This window comes from Exiguobacterium sp. SH1S21, from assembly GCF_004337175.1.
Lineage (GTDB): Bacteria > Bacillota > Bacilli > Exiguobacteriales > Exiguobacteriaceae > Exiguobacterium > Exiguobacterium aurantiacum_A.
The window spans coordinates 140,943-155,320 of record NZ_SJUY01000004.1; the positions used below are offsets into that span (position 1 = coordinate 140,943).

General features: G+C 48.9%; 14 protein-coding genes and 2 pseudogenes. 15 read left to right on the forward strand and 1 reads right to left on the reverse strand.

The window, feature by feature from the left end; all coding sequences use genetic code 11:
• Positions 1 to 83: 83 nt before the first annotated feature.
• From EVJ24_RS07555 to EVJ24_RS07610, 12 genes and pseudogenes are all read left to right on the forward strand, one after another.
• Positions 84 to 317, forward strand: a pseudogene (locus EVJ24_RS07555) (alpha/beta fold hydrolase); the annotation flags it as partial.
• A gap of 33 nt (positions 318 to 350) precedes the next feature.
• On the forward strand, positions 351 to 1,364 hold the full coding sequence (locus EVJ24_RS07560; protein WP_071397503.1) for an NADP-dependent oxidoreductase: 1,014 nt from the start codon (positions 351 to 353) through the stop codon (positions 1,362 to 1,364).
• Positions 1,365 to 1,411: 47 nt separating this feature from the next.
• Entirely contained in the window at positions 1,412 to 2,197 is a 786-nt protein-coding gene (locus EVJ24_RS07565; protein WP_131440678.1) for an SDR family NAD(P)-dependent oxidoreductase, read from the forward strand.
• Between the two features lie 96 nt (positions 2,198 to 2,293).
• Positions 2,294 to 2,887: an Imm64 family immunity protein gene (locus tag EVJ24_RS07570; protein ID WP_161568739.1), complete on the forward strand. Its 594-nt coding sequence runs from the start codon at positions 2,294 to 2,296 to the stop codon at positions 2,885 to 2,887.
• Positions 2,888 to 3,103: 216 nt separating this feature from the next.
• Positions 3,104 to 3,508: a DinB family protein gene (locus tag EVJ24_RS07575; protein WP_236637596.1), complete on the forward strand. Its 405-nt coding sequence runs from the start codon at positions 3,104 to 3,106 to the stop codon at positions 3,506 to 3,508.
• A gap of 35 nt (positions 3,509 to 3,543) precedes the next feature.
• The gene (locus tag EVJ24_RS07580; RefSeq protein WP_145984893.1) at positions 3,544 to 3,996 is read left to right on the forward strand and encodes a DUF3916 domain-containing protein; all 453 of its coding nucleotides are present in this window, start codon (positions 3,544 to 3,546) and stop codon (positions 3,994 to 3,996) included.
• A gap of 257 nt (positions 3,997 to 4,253) precedes the next feature.
• Positions 4,254 to 5,225 carry a DUF2268 domain-containing protein gene (locus tag EVJ24_RS07585; RefSeq protein ID WP_131440684.1) on the forward strand — a complete coding sequence of 324 codons (972 nt, stop codon included), beginning with the start codon at positions 4,254 to 4,256 and terminating at the stop codon, positions 5,223 to 5,225.
• Between the two features lie 205 nt (positions 5,226 to 5,430).
• Positions 5,431 to 5,940: a DUF58 domain-containing protein gene (locus EVJ24_RS07590; protein ID WP_236637597.1), complete on the forward strand. Its 510-nt coding sequence runs from the start codon at positions 5,431 to 5,433 to the stop codon at positions 5,938 to 5,940.
• A gap of 14 nt (positions 5,941 to 5,954) precedes the next feature.
• Entirely contained in the window at positions 5,955 to 6,659 is a 705-nt protein-coding gene (locus EVJ24_RS07595; RefSeq protein ID WP_131440686.1) for a hypothetical protein, read from the forward strand.
• Positions 6,656 to 7,849, forward strand: a complete 1,194-nt coding sequence (locus EVJ24_RS07600) for a hypothetical protein (RefSeq protein ID WP_161568740.1) — start codon at positions 6,656 to 6,658, stop codon at positions 7,847 to 7,849. Before EVJ24_RS07595 ends, EVJ24_RS07600 begins: the two co-directional genes overlap by 4 nt.
• A 61-nt stretch (positions 7,850 to 7,910) precedes the next feature.
• Positions 7,911 to 8,159, forward strand: a pseudogene (locus EVJ24_RS15510) (CPCC family cysteine-rich protein); the annotation flags it as partial.
• A 626-nt stretch (positions 8,160 to 8,785) separates the two neighbouring features.
• Positions 8,786 to 8,983, forward strand: coding sequence for a hypothetical protein (locus EVJ24_RS07610; protein ID WP_131440692.1), 198 nt, complete (start codon positions 8,786 to 8,788; stop codon positions 8,981 to 8,983).
• A 465-nt stretch (positions 8,984 to 9,448) separates the two neighbouring features.
• Here the strand turns inward: EVJ24_RS07610 and EVJ24_RS07615 are convergent, their stop codons facing one another.
• The gene (locus EVJ24_RS07615; RefSeq protein WP_201740362.1) at positions 9,449 to 10,159 is read right to left on the reverse strand and encodes a GntR family transcriptional regulator; all 711 of its coding nucleotides are present in this window, start codon (positions 10,157 to 10,159) and stop codon (positions 9,449 to 9,451) included.
• Between the two features lie 164 nt (positions 10,160 to 10,323).
• On the opposite strand from EVJ24_RS07615, the gene EVJ24_RS07620 reads away from it, so the two are divergent.
• The 3 genes from EVJ24_RS07620 to EVJ24_RS07630 all read left to right on the forward strand — a co-directional run bounded on the left by EVJ24_RS07620 (position 10,324) and on the right by EVJ24_RS07630 (position 14,366).
• A complete protein-coding gene (locus EVJ24_RS07620; RefSeq protein ID WP_131440696.1) occupies positions 10,324 to 12,213 on the forward strand; it encodes a beta-glucoside-specific PTS transporter subunit IIABC in 1,890 nt (629 codons plus the stop codon).
• Positions 12,214 to 12,225: 12 nt separating this feature from the next.
• Positions 12,226 to 13,680, forward strand: coding sequence for a 6-phospho-beta-glucosidase BglA (gene bglA, locus EVJ24_RS07625; protein ID WP_131440698.1), 1,455 nt, complete (start codon positions 12,226 to 12,228; stop codon positions 13,678 to 13,680).
• A gap of 422 nt (positions 13,681 to 14,102) precedes the next feature.
• The gene (locus tag EVJ24_RS07630; RefSeq protein ID WP_016508727.1) at positions 14,103 to 14,366 is read left to right on the forward strand and encodes an excalibur calcium-binding domain-containing protein; all 264 of its coding nucleotides are present in this window, start codon (positions 14,103 to 14,105) and stop codon (positions 14,364 to 14,366) included.
• Positions 14,367 to 14,378 lie beyond the last annotated feature (12 nt).

Sequence of the window (14,378 nt, forward strand, 5' to 3'; positions counted from 1 at the left end):
TTTTAGAACGTTCATTCTAAAAAACATCAACAGGTTTTTATCATACTTAGGGTGCACAGTTACAAGCCGTTGCGAAATGGGCGCAACAAAAGCCGGACGAAGACTATGAATGGCTACATGCGATCGAACAACCGGTCCTTGTGACGAATGGGATTAAAGATGTCATGGTGCCGACTGAGAACAGTTACATTTTGGCCGAAAAAATACCGAACGCACAATTGATCGTCTATCCGGATTCTGGACACGGTCATCTGTTCCAGTTCCCCGAACGATTTGCCGCACACGTCAACCTATTCCTCGATTCAGATGCGATTTGATCATCTGTCGAGACAAACAAAGGAGAGTCAATCATGAACAAAATGATGAAAGCAGCTCAAATCAGTCGATATTCGAAAGTAATCGAAGCGCAAGTGAACGAGGTACGTGTTCCGGACATCGGGGACAATGATGTGTTGATCATGGTAAAGGCCGCCGCCATCAATCCACTCGAGATGTTGATCATGACCGGTAGCGTAAAACTGATTCAAGATTATGCTTTCCCGCTGACAATCGGGAACGAACTGGCGGGTGTCGTCGAACAGGTCGGGAAACATGTGACCGGTTATTCCGTCGGGGATGACGTCTACACGCGTCTGCCGATCGAAAAAATCGGGGCCATCGCTGAATATGTAGCAGTCGATGCATCTGCCATCGCAAGGATGCCCAAAAACTTATCTTACGAAGAGGCAGCAGCTGTCGCTTTAACGGGACTCACAGCCTACCAAGGACTACATGAAGAGTTAAACGTCCAGTCCGGACAATCTGTGTTCATTCCGGGGGGATCGGGTAGTTTCGGTCAAATGGCCGTTCCGCTCGCGAAGTCGTTAGGTCTGACAGTGATCGTCAGTGGGAATGCGGAGTCACGCGAACGGACGCTGAAGCTTGGTGCCGATCAATATTTGGATTACACGACGCAAAACTATGAGGACGTCCTGAAAAACGTGGATTATGTCATCGATACGTTAGGGCCGACAGAATTCAAGAAAGAGCTGAGCATCCTCAAACGAGGCGGACGACTCCTGTCTTTGCGGACAGGACCGAATAAACGTTTCGCAAAAGACCGACAGCTCCCGTTCTGGAAACAAACGTTATTTTCGATGGCGGGTGCGAAATATGACCGGATGGCCAAAAAACATGACGTCGAATACCGCTTCATCTTCGTACGTGCGAATGGGTCACAACTCAAAGAAATCACGAGCGTCGTGGAGGCGAACCAAGTCGTTCCTGCCCTTCATCCGAAACGATTTACGATTGATGAAGTGAACGAAGCACTACAGTTAGTTGCGACGGGTCGGCCGAAAGGAAAGGTCATCATTACGTTCTGAAGTATGTGAGACTACTGCTTGTAGCAGAAAAAGAGGGAGAGACTGCCATGAAAAAAACGGTTCTCATCACAGGCGTGTCAGGTGGGATCGGCAAAGAATTGGCCGATCGCTTTGCCCGGGATGGACATGAGATGGTACTCGTGTCACGGAATGAAGCGAAACTGTTAGAAATCGCTAAAGATTATCGGATCAATCATGGTGTCGGCGTCACCGTCATCGCCAAAGACATCGCGTCACCTGGAGTGCCAGAAGCGATTTACAAGGAGCTCCAGGAGAAGGGGATCCACGTGGACTACTTGGTCAACAATGCCGGGTTCGGTCTGTACGGGACGTTCTTAGAGACAGACATGAACCAAGAGGTGAATATGATTGACGTCAACATCAAGGCGTTGACGGTGATGACCAAATTGTTTTTACCCGGTATGGTTGAACGGAATCAAGGGGGCATCATGAATGTGTCTTCCATGGTCGGTTTTTTCCCGGGACCGTTGATGTCGGTGTACCACGCGACGAAGTCATACGTGTTATCGTTCTCAGAAGCGCTCGAAAATGAAGTGAGCGGGACGAACGTGACGGTGACCGCTTTATGTCCAGGGTTAACATCGACCGGTTTCGTCGACCGCTCCGGGATGCAGGCGTCAAAACTGTTTCAAACGGGCACGATCATGGAAGCAGGACGGGTCGCGGATATCGGGTATCGTGGCTTTATGAACGGAAAGACCTTGATCATCCCAGGGAGACGGAATCGGCTCGTTGCCTTCCTGCCCCGACTGCTTTCGCGTAAGCGAATCACTCGCATGATGCGAACTATGCAGGATGGATCGAAGCAGTGAATGAATAGGGCGGCATAAACATCTGAGGCTCAAACATAGCGCGGTACCGTTCCTAACGGGGCCGTTTTTTGTATGATTGAAAAAGGAGGTGTTCGAATGGATCAAGCAGGCGGATTCATTTCCATCGGGATGGCTTATCCGAACCATTATCCGTTACCTAAACTTGCTCAAAATGTATGTGAGGAACTGTTAAGTAGCGGTGGAGAAATCATAGACGTGACATTCAGTCAGGATGAAGCGGGGAACGATTGGACGACAACGACAGATACCGACTTTGCTCGGATCGGGCATTTTGGATCTATCCATTTACGAAGCAACTATTTTGGAGGCGCAGATATGGTGATGACCGTGTCTCTTCAAGAGATGGACACTTATGTCGGGATACTCATCGATTTGAACTGGGGGGATGTCGTTTCACATCCTGCATCGAGATCCGCGTTCACACAGCAAATCGAACGACTGCTCGTCGACGTGTATCGTCATGTGCCATTCTCCTACGCGATTGCTGGGCACGAACTTGAACTGGATTGGGCCCCTGGGGTATTTCCGACGTCAGCGGACTGGCTAAATGCGTTTTCCCTTTCTATTGTCCCGACGCCAGAAGGCTTAACGGTCACTTACGGTTCGATTTCAATCGACGGGATAACTCCACAATGCAAAAAGAAAGTGTCCATCTCGCTAGATGTATAAGTCATCATTGTGAGAATCAATCGCTTCCGTCAAGCGTTCCTTGATTGACCAAGGATAGAAAAATATGACCGGAACAGAAGTAATCGAACATGATACAATTTCCTTACCTTATGAATTGAGGAGGGACAGATTCATGACTAATCGTTCAAACGTCATCGACGAATTTGCATCCTATACAGATTGGCTAAACACGCTAGAGAGATTGGATGAATCGATGTGGGAAACGCAATTGCGACCGACAAATGGTCAATCAAAGCAGTCGTCCTTCACATCGCCCATTGGGACAACCATCTGTTGAATGTCATCATCCCAGCCGTGAAGAACGGAGAAGGGATGATCTTCCCTGAGTTCGACTCGTTTAACGCGCGGGCGACCCAAAAAGCGAAACGTCTCTCGGGAGAAAACGTTCTCCAATTAGCCAAAACGAGTCGGAGTTCACTCATAGAAGTGCTGCGGTCATTGCGTCAAGAGACGCTGACTTCGCACACGACGGCGAACGGGGTGACCCATTGCCCGCATCAGGGTGTTCCGTATACGCTTACTTATATCGTCACCGAGTGCATCGGACATGACCGGCATCACCAGCAGCAAGTCGACGCCATATTGGGAAGAACATCTTGAAGAGACGAGCGAAAGTGCGCGGTATCAGACGAAGATTGAAACGGTTGCACATGTATATCGAAGACCAGACCCATCCGTTCCCGACGACGTTCCATGACGGGTATTGGCACAACAAAATCCCGATTGATCAACCGTTCTTACTGTTGATACAGGAGAACAGCCGGATTCAATATGCGGTCATCGAGGCGATGATGGAGGGGGCCTCCCGTCTCGTGCGTCTCCGAGAAGAGGAGCGGAACCGGGTCGTCGTCTTGTTGGACCTTCCGACGCTTTGGCAGTCCGAACTCCTCGTGTTTGAAAATGATGCACGATTGAAGGTGTTTATGGAACGAGAGACGCCAGAGCAGACGTGGACGCGCTTGCCCTTAGATGATGTGTTTCAACAAAAGCTCGTCGCCTCAGCGGATGTCGAGGTGCATCGGTTCCACGAGCGGATTCAAGATGAGGATGATATTTATACAGGAGAAGTCTGGTTGCTCGTTCAATGAACGGGCAATTTTTTTGTATGACGAATAATAGGAAGTTAAGCACAACGTCTCAACGTAAACCCAAAAACAACAGTGATATTTACAAGTTGATTAAAATGTCGAAAGGTAATTTGATAGAAAATATGGTACAATTTAACATGTAAAAGGAAGATGACTCATAATCTTTACTACACAGTCTTTCGAAGAGAAAAAACATCATCATGATAAAAGCTCACGATAAATGCTTGATGGTTTAAAAAGAGACGGAGGTCGTTCAGTTGAAAAGATTCACACTTCTTCTACTTTGTATTCCTTTGATTCTGTTATCGGCATGCATTGGTGACAAAGAAAATGTCGAAGCTATAAAAGAGAACGTTAACGTGCAGCCTAAGACTATAAAAATAAGCGACGATAGTGAATTAAAAATCGTGCCACTTTACACACAGTATCAAAAGTATTTGGAGGCATCTCTAGAGACGAATGATTCAGAACAGAAAAAGAAATTTTTTAGAGAATTTGTTCTCGATTACATAGGGAAGATTGGAGAAGAGGAGAAGTTCGGAACAGCGGATTTGAAAGGCAACTTTTTGATGAAATCGACATCCTATGAGCAACAACTCCTAAATCGAATCGATGTGCTGATGAGCAAACATGGTGAGATTGAAGAAACGATTATAAAAACTTACATCGCTTCCCATCAGGCACTTCCTAAAAAGAAAAGTACGATTTTTCTCGTACCAATCAATTCAGAATTTGCATTTATCGGTGAGTCACTGGGTGGGATTAGTGGAAATGCATATAAAGATACTTTTGTCTTTTATCTGAATGAAGACTTCGATAAAGATATCCTTGCTTATGCGACTGCACATGAATATCATCACTTGATTCTTCGCGACACACCAAACTTTATGGTTAGTTCGGTTTTAAATTCTGTCATATTAGAAGGGAAAGCAGATGCTTTTGCAGATCGAATTGTCAAAGGCGTCTCACCTCCTTGGCATGAACCAATGGATGAGAAGACGAAGGAGCATGTAGCCAACCTTGTTAATGATTATGAAACAACATTTAACGATTTTGTTATCGGTAATGAGCAAAAGAATCTTCCTCGCTGGAGTAACTATATTTTAGGAAAAGATATTCTCAACCATTACTTAGAATCAAATCCAAAGCTTTCGATTCAAGATTGGACATTCAAAGAAGATCATGAAATCTTAGAGGGCTACAAATATCAAGAGATTCTTCAGCAATGACGAAACAAGTCACATGATTTTCCAGTATCGCAGTCGTGATACCCGGTCCCCAATCAGTTCGCTCTATTGATTGGGGGCTTTTGTTTAAAGGAAAGATTACTGAGCTGTGATTATGAAGGGTGATGTTTGACGAAAATCAGCGCGTGCATTCCCTACAACTTCGTGACGAAGCGACCTATCTACTTCCGATTCACGCCTGGTAAGGATGGGGGATCGACTCGTCAAACATTCACCGCTCCACGACCCGTTGATGATCCAAAGCTCAAAACAATATGAGCAAGAGCCGGTGAAACAAATTGACTGGGTCGCTACAGCCAAGACAGGGAAGCTACAGGCGAAAGTATATGAGCGCCAAAACCTCGATACGTTCACATTGATGCTTGACTTGAGCGGTCCGCTCGGGAATGGTCTCCACGCCCGTTACGAAGAGTTGATTCAACAGGCCGCTTATCTGGTATCCTATTTGGTGAAGGAAGAGTGTAAAGTCGAGCTGTTCATCAATCGCCTAGATGCTGATAATAAAGTCGATCACCTTCGGATGAGTGACGGTCGTAAGCAGTTGCGCCTCGCACTCGTGCGCCTGGCGTGGATTCACGAGTCGAATCGATTCGTCGCCTCAAAACGGTTTGGCCGAATCATCGAGCGCCAAAAACATCCACATGCGGAACTGATTCGGATTGATGCGTCATTCCTAAAACAAATGTCTGTCGGTTGAAAGGAGAAAGAAACATGTTCCGCCTGATCACAACATTCGCTTTAGCCGGGGTCTTCACGCTCGGTGCTACGTCGGCAGCTGCGGCGCCGACAGAACGATCCGCGGAGCGTTTCGCTGAAGAACATTTCGAGTCAATCGTCCTCGACCATATCGAAGGAGACGACCCGAGTAACTATCACTTGACGGAAAGTCGCACCGTCTCGTTCGGTCCGCTCCATGAAGTATTGATTGCCGCGCAATCCTGTTATTCGTTGGACGAAATGTGTACGTTCGTCTCGAGCAAGGAGTACGTATCAGCCGTCCTACAAGATGGGGAGCCGAGAAACGTCATCGGTACGTGGGAGCAAGAACCGGGCATTTTCGCCTTCTCCACGTTCGGGTATGGCGACGAGTTGGCCATTGCCTTAGCTGATGTGTCCGGCTCACTCGTCCATTCTGCTCAAGAGAATGCCTGGTTTGACTTAAACGGGGAGACGTTGACCGCCATGACGACCGATGCGAAACGGTTCATCAGCGGAGACACGATCACGCTCGAGATGTATCAGAAACTCTTGGTCGAAACACATTCAAACGATCAAGGTTCTGTGGAGGATGCCCTTACTGGTGGTTCAGGTGACGTTCAGACGATAGAGCCGAAATCTTTTCGGATGATTGGACTCGCGTTGTTGACGGGACTCCCGCTCGGTTATCTTTTTTACCGGAGGCGATGGAAAAGATGAATGTGAAACGTCCGTGGTTACGTGAAGTTGACGCGACCACGGCTTTATTTGTGCGTCGACACGCAGTGGACACGGATAAATTTGAACAAAAGACGGAAAGATTATCACGTTCGAACGATGGTACGTTATGGAAAATCGACCGTTATCAATTCGACCAAGTCTATGATCAAAGGCTTGATGAGGTGTATCGCTCGATTCGTCGACAAGATGCTGACATCTTTTCATTTCATTCGGATGACATACAGATCGATAAGGGTTTTACCGATGTAACGATACTACGTTACCTCATCTTGCATCCGTTCACGCGAGACGTCTATGTCGATGCCGCATCATCTGGGGTCGTTGAGACGGTGTATGTCTGGATGCATCCGATTGAGGTGTGTAAACAGAGAGACCGAATCACTCGTGTGACGCTAGACGTCTCGGACATCGCGACATGTTTTACGGACTACGAGAAAGAGCCGGACTTGAAACTTTGTCGAATCCTCTATCATCAGACAGAGATGCTGATTTTACCGAGCCATGCATTCAAAGAGGGAGAAGCAAATCGCCTAATTTACCGACATCTCGCCGACGCAGAGTTCCCGTTACGCGTGGAGCGGAAAACAAAGGTACTGTTGCCGAAGAGACATCGTTTCTCGTTTGAACGCTTAGAAGAGGATTCTGTCACATCCGGAATCGTTCATAATCATGAGACGATCGCCCCATGGCTGACACTTTCCCGTGACGAACATCGCCAAGACGTCGTCACGTTCTCAAATGAAACGGATTGGCTGTTGAGCTATTACCGTGAGGGACTGACACTACAAGGGACGACAATTGAATCCGTTGAGTCGATTGACACAGCGGATTATGAGACGTTCTTTCACCACGTGACAAAGGGTGTGTTTCCAATCGAGTTGACGTTCTGTCTCGGAGGAACGTTCGGCCCGAGGGAGAAAGTGTATCGATTGACGCTTCATGATGACGACTGGAAGAAGTTGATTGAAGACAAGCTGCTGCCCCAGCTCGGCAATCTGAAAGCAAGCGGGTTTTGGCAGTCCCTCTCATCCCCTACATCTGTACAGACACTTGAAACGTTCATGGGAGAGTATCATCCTCATATCTTCGGAAACTTCGCACTGGCGCATGATGCGCACGACGTGTATCACTTTCTCGACCATGTGAACGTGGCAATCAAGCGGTTTTGAAGTAGTAAGCAGTGCTTTTACATTGCTTGTTGCATATTTTTTACGAAATGGAGCTGTACAAATGAAAACATATACGTGTCTCTGTTGTGGTTACAAAACGCTGGAGGAAAAGCCGCCCGGAACGTTTTTGATTTGTCCGAACTGCTTTTGGGAGGATGATAGCGTAGGCCCCGACGATTGGGGAGGGGCAAACGGTGTTTCTTTACGAACGGCGCAGCGAAATGTGATTCGTTTCGGGTTTTCCGAGGAACAGTTGGTCGGCGATCGTCCATCGAGAGAATATGAAAAGGACGCGACATGGAAACCCGTATGGGAAGCGAATCCGTCGATGTCACCCTCCTTATTAATCGATGGTGTAGTCTTGCATCGAAAAAAGAATAAGCCTATTGATATCAACCGGTTCAATGAACAGTTTGAAAAAATGTTGAAACAAAATGGATGGACGTTTGGCGGAGAATTTGTTCAGTCTGAAGAATAAGAGACTGTTTCGAAAACTACACAACGCATCAAGCCATAAGGTTATACCTCGCTGATCTTGTTTGGCATTTAGAGTAAGAGAACATACAGAAATCAGGTGAAGTTATGTACCGATATAGAATAACCAAATACAATCCCGCCTTTCGAGACGAACCCTATGGATATGAAAAGGACGAATGGACAGCCATTTCTGACATCGGAAAGTCGTTTGAAGGCGTCACGCTTCACTTCGAAGAGTACATGAGAGTTGAAGATGCCTATGTGACCTCGGTCAAGTGGGTCATGAATCATTGCAATGTGACTTCCCTAAGAGTGTCTTATATTGAGAAGCGAGGTCGACTTTCACGTCATGAAATTCAACGGCCTGACCTTTCGGAAATCGTTTATACTGCAAAAACGAGAGATTTGTATAAACGGGTAAAGAAAGGAACTGTGCTGACTGGGTGGAGAATCGAACATATGATTCGCTTGATGTTGCGAGAAGAGCTTTATGCGCAACTCGTTGGGAATGAATCGCATCATAAAGATGAACCGTTTAAAGTGTTTATCGGATACGATTATTTGATGGGGATTCATACGAATATAAATCTTCAGCACCTGAAAGAACAGCTCTTGAATATCGGAATGTATCTCGAAAATCCGTCTGGGGAGAGTTGACTTGAACATACTTAGAGAATTCAAATCAATCGATAGTGAAGTTTGGCGAGTGCAACTCGACGAGAGTGACGCATTCCTCATCATCAAAGATGAGAGAAGGAGGAGTGATCTCACCGATTATCCGTGGTTTTCTGAACATGAGGCTTCTATTTTTGAATCAAAAGAAAACGTGATTCATGTCAGTTATCTCGTCACCCCGGACGTCCGATTGAGTCCGGAACACTTGGCTGAAGTGTATGTAGTTGTCGAACAGCTATTGCATCACATCGCCCAGGCCTCATGTGATATCGTATTCAGCCCATACAGTTTCCCTACCAAAACGGAGATACATACTCATATAAATGAGACGTGTAAGATTGATTCGTATTCAGTCGATGCGTATCGACACCTGACTCAAGTACAGTCCAAATAGATTACGGTTATACAAAAACACCGCCCTTACGCCAATGCGTAGGAGCGGTGTTTTCACATGTACGGCCCGTTCGCCTGAACGACGAACTGCGAGTGCTCGTAATGATAGGTGATACGGGAGTAGTCGAACGGCTTCCCGTTCGTGAGATGAAAGATCGTCTCGATGCGAAGCGTCGGGTCGTCTGCCTGCAAGCCGAGGTATCCGGCTTCCGTCGCGTTCAACCGACCGACCTGCATGTACATGTCGGAGAAGCCGATCGTGACGCCGAGCGCGCTCTGGACATAGTCGAAGATCGAGTCGGCAACGATCTCCCGGTTCAAATACGGGACGATTTGCTTCACGTAATACGACTCCTCGTGACAAAGCACCTCGCCATCGACGAAGCGGACCCGTTCGACGTGATAGACGTCGTCCGTCACGTCGATCCCGAGGTTCTGCGCAACTGTCTCGTCAGGTTTTGTGACCGAGACGTCGAGCACGTCTGACGTCAAGACGCGGTCGCCGAGATTGCTCTTGAACCCTTGCGTCGAGAACAGGCTCATGTAGCCCGGGCGGTTATGACGCCGGACGAAGATGCCGCTCCCGCGAAGTTGGAAGACCACCCCACGCCGTTCGAGCAGTTCGAGCGCTTTCGTCACCGTGCTCTTACTGACGGCATATTGGCTCATCAACTGTTCGAGCACGGGAAGTTTATCGCCTTGTTTCAAATCATGTTGACTGATGTACTGTTCGATCTCTGCTGCAATCTGTTGGTATTTTAGCACGTTCATCCCTCATCTACTTGAAAATGTTGTCTTCATTATACCACACACATGTTTGCTAAAAGTTCACAAACTTTTTTATTGTATCGCTATTGATTAATTGTACCGGTACAATTATAGTAAGAGTGTACAAAATGTAAGCGTTATGAAAAAAGGAGGGTATTCACTTGAGTAAAGTTCGGGATTATTCAAAACTCGCCAAGGACATCTTGGAGGCTGTCGGCGGGGAAGACAACATCATCAACGCAGCCCGGTGTGCGACACGGCTTCGTCTCGTCTTGAAGCGGTCAAACCCGCAGGCGAAAGAGCGTGTCATGGCGATGCCAGGCGTCATCACGGTCGTCGAGACGGGCGGACAGTTCCAAGTCGTTATCGGACAGCACGTCGGAGAAGTGTTCGAGGAGTTCACGCAGCTCGTAAAAATCGAAGGCACTGAAACGGAGGCGGACCAAAAAGGAACGATACTCAACCGGATCATCGCGACGATGTCCGCGGTGTTCGCGCCGTTCATCTATATTTTAGCGGCAGCCGGGATTTTGCAAGGTGTACTCATTTTAACGACATTGGTATTTGAAGGTTTCGCCGAGACGGGGACGTACGAAGTGTTCAGCTTCATCTCATGGGCACCGTTCACGTTCTTACCGATCTTTATCGCCATCACGGCATCAAAACACTTCAAGACGAACACGTTCATTTCCGTCGCGGCAAGTGCGGCCTTGGTCAGTCCGACATGGGCCGAGATGGCGGCACGCATCACGTCAGGGGAGGCGATCAGCTTCCTTGGGATTGCCTTGTCCGGTACGACGTACACGTCTTCCGTCTTGCCACCGCTCTTCCTCGTCTGGATCTTATCTTACGTCGAGCGGTTCTTGAACCGGCATATGAACGAGGTCATTCGTCCTTTGTTCGTCCCATTCTTCAGTTTAGTGCTCATGGTGCCGCTCACGATCCTCGTCATCGGACCAATCACGACGATGGGTGCGGTCGGGATCGCCAACGGCTATAACTTCCTAGCTGAAAACGCGCCGTTGCTCGCTGGCGCCATCATCGGTGGACTCTGGCAAGTCGTCGTCATCTTCGGGGTCCATTGGGGCGTGACGCCGATGGTGCTCGCAAACTTCGACCTATACGGCCGTGACTCGTTCCAAGCCTATCAGACGATCGCCGTCATCGCCCAAGTCGGCGCCGTCCTCGGTGTCATCTTGAAAGCGAAAAGTCAGGAAATCAAAAAAGTCGGAGTCTCGGCAGGAATCACCGGTCTGTTCGGGATCACCGAGCCTGCGATCTACGGGGTGACGCTACGCTTCAAGAAACCATTCATCTTCGGATGTATCTCGGGTGCGGTCGGTGCCATCGTCGCAAGCTTCTTCAATCCTTATTACTTCGCCTACGCCGGACTCCCGGGCCCACTCACTCTTGTGAACGGAATCAGTGAAGACGTGCCGACATCGATTTGGGGACTGTTGATCGGGACGGCGATTGCCCTCATCCTCCCGGTCGTCTTGATTCAAATCTTCGGCTTCGGGGAAGACACTGCCAAACAGGCAAATGAAGAATTGGCGACGCCAGCGACAGCGGAAGCGAGCGCGACGGTCGTCCAAGAAGAAACGATCTCTGCACCGCTCTCAGGCCGAGTCATCGCCTTGAGTGATGTCCCGGACGACGTGTTCGGCTCGGGTGCAATGGGAAAAGGTTACGCTGTCGAACCAGACGGGAATGAAATTATTGCACCGTTCGACGGGACGGTCGTCATGGTCGCACCGACAAAACATGCAATCGGACTGCGTTCGAACTCAGGGATCGAGCTCTTGATTCACGTCGGGCTCGACACAGTGACACTTGACGGGAAACCGTTCACTGTCCACGTCAAAGATGGGGACAGCTTCAAAGCGGGCGATGTATTGATGACGTTCGATCGCGACATGATCGCCGCCCATAACTTATCAAGTATCACACCAGTCATCGTGACGAACAGCTCGACTTACGCCGATGTACTCGTTCAACCAGGCGATGAGACAGACACAACGAAGCCGATGCTCACGATTGTTCATCAATAAGGAGGAATAAACATGAAGACATTACCGAAAGATTTTCTATGGGGTGGCGCCCTCGCCGCCCATCAATTTGAAGGCGGCTGGGACGCCGACGGCAAAGGCCCGAGCGTCGTCGACGTCTTGACAGCAGGCGCCCATAGCGTCGCACGCCGGATCACGGACAAGGTCGAGCCGGACGAGTTTTATCCGAACCATGAGGCAATCGACTTCTACCACCGCTATAAAGAAGACGTCGCCTTGTTCGCCGAGATGGGTTTGAAGTGTCTCCGGACGTCGATCGGCTGGAGCCGCATCTTCCCGAACGGTGACGACGCCGTACCGAACGAGGCCGGGCTCAAGTTTTACGATGACTTGTTCGATGAGCTGTTGAAGCACGGCATCGAGCCGATCATCACGTTGTCCCACTTCGAGATGCCGCTCCACCTCGCCCGTGAGTACGGCGGGTTCCGCAACCGGGCCGTCGTCGACCATTTCGTCCGCTTCGCCGAGGTCTGTTTCGACCGTTACAAAGACAAGGTCAAATATTGGATGACGTTCAACGAGATCAACAACAAGATGGACGTCAACAACCCGCTCTTCCTCTGGACGAACTCAGGCGTCATCGTCGAGGAAGGCGAGAACGCCCGTGAGGTCATGTATCAGACGGGGCACCATGAGTTGATCGCGAGTGCGCTCGCCGTCGCCAAAGGGAAAGCGATCAACCCGGACTTCGAGATCGGGGCGATGGTATCGCACGTGCCGATCTATCCGTATTCGTCGAACCCGGACGACGTCATGCTGGCCGAGGAGATGATGCGCCAGCGCTACTTCTTCCCGGACGTGCAAGTACGCGGGTTCTATCCGAGCTACGCCTTGAACGAGTTCGAGCGGGAGGGCTACAACATCCCGTTCCTGGACGGGGACGACGACATCTTGAAGAACGGGACTGTCGACTACCTCGGTTTCAGCTACTACATGTCGACGACCGTGAAGAGCGACGTCGTCGCCGACAACAGCGGCGACATCGTCAACGGTGGCCTACCGAACGGTGTCGAGAACCCATATATCAAGTCGAGCGACTGGGGTTGGGCGATCGATCCGGTCGGTCTTCGCTACGTGCTGAACCGGTTGTACGACCGCTATCAGATCCCGCTCTTTATCGTCGAGAACGGTTTTGGCGCCGTCGATGAGATCGTCGACGGAAAGATTCACGACGCGGCCCGCATCGATTACTTGAAGGCCCACATCGAGCAGCTGAAACAAGCGGTCGTCTATGACGGCGTCGACTTGATCGGCTACACGCCGTGGGGCATCATCGACATCGTCTCGTTCACGACGGGCGAGATGAAGAAGCGGTATGGCATGATTTACGTCGACCGTGACAATGAAGGCAATGGCTCGATGGAGCGGATGAAGAAAGACTCGTTCGATTGGTATAAGCACGTCATCGAGACGAACGGGGAAGCGTTGGAATACGAAGCGACAAAATAATTTTCCATGAATAAACCCACCTCTTTCAAAAAAAAGAGGTGGGTTTATTCCTTCTACAGATGTTGCGGCAATAGGAATTTGCAAAAGTCACTGATTATAGCCGACGAATAACGTAAATGTGATGAGCATGACGGATGAAATCATGAGAACCACAGCGAGTGAGCTGGCGAACAGCAAAAAAAGTTTTGAGAAGTTGATCCGTTTCTTCCAAACCCCTATTAGGAATGCAAGATTCAGTACCAAGAAAAATGTGAGCACGAGCAGAGGTACTGCGCGCTCTTGCATTAAAATAAACAAATCCATAATAAAACACGTTCCTTTCTGTCTTTATCATATTTGCAAAAGAGGTATATTGCTCGTAATCAACCGTATAATGATGAAAACTGCTAGACGTATCGTCTGCTAATTTGGAGGAAATAAGAATGAAGAAACTGCTTCGTGCAACTGTGGCCTGTCTCGCTTTGTTTACGCTGAGCCTTGCGCCTGCGAATCCGGCTGATGCCGCTGCCAAAAAGTTTAAAAACTGTACCGAATTGAACAAGACATACAAGGGTGGTGTCGCGAAAAACAAGACCATCAAAAACAAAGGCGGCAAGACGCAGTATAAGCCGCTCGTCAACGCGGCACTCTACCAAGCAAACATTGGGAAAGACCGTGATAGAGACGGGATCGCCTGTGAACGTTAAGAGATTTGGGGA